At 66.5% G+C, this 2,914-nt stretch carries 2 protein-coding genes; both read right to left on the bottom strand.

Features of this window, described 5'->3' with window-relative positions; translation table 11 throughout:
- Window positions 1-248 precede the first annotated feature (248 nt).
- On the bottom strand, window positions 249-1,607 hold the full coding sequence (tilS, locus tag FJ980_RS29560) for a tRNA lysidine(34) synthetase TilS (RefSeq protein WP_140547161.1): 1,359 nt from the start codon (window positions 1,605-1,607) through the stop codon (window positions 249-251).
- Between the two features lie 58 nt (window positions 1,608-1,665).
- Window positions 1,666-2,769, bottom strand: coding sequence for a tol-pal system protein YbgF (ybgF, locus tag FJ980_RS29555; RefSeq protein ID WP_140547160.1), 1,104 nt, complete (start codon window positions 2,767-2,769; stop codon window positions 1,666-1,668).
- Window positions 2,770-2,914 lie beyond the last annotated feature (145 nt).

Genomic DNA, 2,914 nt, shown 5'->3' with positions numbered 1-2,914 from the left:
ATAAGGTACATCGCTCGAAGCCCCACGCGTCTGCGGCGTCTGGAACAGATTGAACAGGGCTATGAGCAGGACCGCTATGATCGCCCAGAGCGCGAGGTTGCGATAGTTCGGATTCATCAATTGTCCCGTTGGCGTCCACGCGGACACGCGTCGTGAGAGGAAACTTGAGCCTAACATAGGGAGAGCGCCCCCCCTTGCCAAGCAGAACAGCACGTGTGGGTTAAGCTTTCGCCCATGACCGACCGGCGCTATGGCCGCTTGAAAGGCAGGGCGGGAGGCAACGGTGCGCCGATCAATTCGGCGACGACCCGCGCCGGCGCCAGGTCGAAGGACGGCAGGAAACGGACAAAAGGGGCGACGACGGCCTGTGCCGTGAACCCCGGCGACGCCTGCCCACCCTGAGGCAGGCCAGGGTTCTCAACGGCTTGCCGCGATGCCGGCTCGCAGGCCAGCGCGGCGCGCACGAGGCTGCGTGGCGTTTCGCCTTCCGCGATCGCCAGACGCTTCGCCGCCGCTGCCCCGAACGGCGCGATCAACAATGCACTGCCGCCGTCGTCCAACGTGATGTTCCGGCGGCCGTCCCAGAGCAGCCCGCCGGTGGCCGCGACCACACGCGGCAAGCCTCGCGTCTCGCGGCGCAGAAAGATGCCGGCGCGCCTGGAATCGACCACCGTCCGCGACAATGTGGCGCAAAGAAATCCAGCCTTCAGCCTACCGAACAGCGCCTCGCATCGCGCCTGGTCCGGCAGAAACGCAACGCCCCCGCTTGTGGCGAGGAGGATGCGCAGCGCATAGACGGCCGCCGGATCGTCGCCGGCCGAAAGCAGGGTCGGATCGAGGCGGACAAGACCCGGCGCCGCCTGGCTGGCGAAGCGCGCGATTAAATCCGCGGCGCGGATGCCAAGCCGGCTGCGCGCCTCGCTCTCGCGCGCCGCCAGCGTCAATGCGTCATCGATGCGCTGCGCACCGTCAGCGCCGGCCAGTGCCGCGCGCATGCGCGGTCGCTCGAAGGCCGCGTCGGCATTGGTCGGGTCCTCGGCCCAGCCGACATGCTCGCGCCGCAGGAAGTTGCGCAAAGCCGCGCGCCGAATGCCAAGGAGCGGCCGCACGATCCATTCGTGCCAGTCGTGCAAGGTGACCGGCGCCATGCCGGCAAGGCCGCGCCCTTCCTCGCGGGCGCCCTTGCCTCGGACTAGCCGCATCAGCACCGTCTCGGCCTGGTCGTCCGCCGTGTGACCGGTCACGATCAGACCGAGGCCTTCCTCCCGCGCCGCCTCGGCCAGCAGCCGGTAGCGAGCCTCCCGCGCGGCGGCCGGCAGCCCGGTCGACGGCTTGCGTCCGGACCAGGCGACGATGCGGTGCGCGATGGCGTGCGCGGCGCAAAGCCTGGCCACCGCTTCCGCTTCGGCCGCCGCGCCCTGCCGCAAACCGTGGTCGATCGTCACCGCCAGCAGCTTCGCGGACGGCGCGGTTAGGTCGAGATGTCGTTTGAGAAGGAGAAGTAGGGCGGTCGAGTCGCTGCCGCCGGATACGGCCGCAACGGCGCCGCTGGTAAAGTCGATGTGCGAAAAAAGGGCTTTCGAAAGATCAGGCTCGGTGTCGAGCATCAATGCATGTCGCCCGAACACGGCTCCGAGGGCAAGGCAACGGCAGGCAGGAGAAGGGCTAGCACGCCGCCAGGGCCTTTTCCTGCTTCACGCGCTCCTTGAGCGTGTTGGAAATGTCGGGGTAGCGCTTGCCGACCTCGCTGAAGGTGGCGCAGGCCACGTCGTGCTGCTTCAGGCCGACCAGCGACACGCCGAGCTTCAGCAGCATGTCGGGGGCCTTCTTGGCCTTGGGATAGTCCTTGCTGGCGGCGAGGAAGACCTCCGCGGCATCGCGGTATTTCTGCTGGCCAAGCAGCGATTCGCCCAGCCAATAGTGCGCATCCGCCGTTTTCGCGTCACGGGGAAAACGCGCGATGTGGTCGCGAAAACCCTGTTCGGCGGTGCCGTAGTCGCCCGACAGGATGAACTGGTAGGAGTTGCGGTAGAGCTCCTCGGGATCGTTCGTGGAAGGCAGCGCCGCAACCACCGTGCCGCCGGACTTGCCGCTCTTGGCCGGAGCGCCGGCGGCTGGAGCGACATCCTGCGCCGGTGCGGTCGCCTGCGTGCTGCCGCCGGCATCGACCACATTGCCGTTCTTGTCGACGGTGATGCTGCCGAAGGTCTTTTCGGGCGCTCCCGTTCCGGGGATCACCTTGCCCGGATCACCGTCAGAGGATTCGACGATGACGTCCTCGACGCTCTGGCCGGCCGCTGCCCGATTGTCGGCCTCCGCGGGCGGTTGCGTGGCCGGCGCCTCGGCCACGCTGTCATCGCTGTCGGCGGGCGCGGCCTGTGACTTCTTCTGCCCGGCCGGCTGCTGCGCACCCTGCGTACCGCCTTCGAGCTGCTGGAAGCGGAACTCGTTGTCTTCCTGCTGTTTGCGGATCTGCTCCTGCATTTGCAGGATCTGGAAGTTCAGTTCCTCGATCTTGCCGTTCATCTGGCGCAGTTGGTCCTCGAGCCCGGTGGCGCCTGTGCCAGTCGACTGCTGCGCGAACTGAACCTGGTCCGACTTCTTCTTTTCGCCGAAAACGCCAGGCAACTCGATGCTGGGCAGATGGAACGAGAAGCCGCTGTCGGCTGGCTGTCCCGTGCCATCAGTCCCTAAGCCACCCGCCATCGCGGTGACGCCTGAAAGGAGCAGCAGCGCAAGCGTGCCGCTCAGAACTGATCTTAAATGCATATGCCTCTCGCCGTGTCGTTAGCTTGTTCGCGCCTTCCAATCGGTATGGGACCAGCCAAGCGCCCTCGGCTCATAGCAGGACGCGAGACTTCGGCCAAATTTTGTTTGAAGGGACCAAACATGAAAAAGGCGGCCTTTCAGCCGC

This window comes from Mesorhizobium sp. B1-1-5 (assembly GCF_006443065.1).
In the GTDB taxonomy this organism is placed as follows: Bacteria; Pseudomonadota; Alphaproteobacteria; order Rhizobiales; family Rhizobiaceae; genus Mesorhizobium.
The sequence above is the reverse complement of the archived record's forward strand: the minus strand, read 5'-3'. Positions and strand labels throughout refer to the sequence as shown.

Excerpts from the sequence above, each read along its gene's own strand:
- tilS (WP_140547161.1), bottom strand. The coding sequence starts at position 1,607 with ATGCTCGACACCGAGCCTGATCTTTCGAAAGCCCTTTTTTCGCACATC.
- ybgF (WP_140547160.1), bottom strand. The coding sequence starts at position 2,769 with ATGCATTTAAGATCAGTTCTGAGCGGCACGCTTGCGCTGCTGCTCCTT.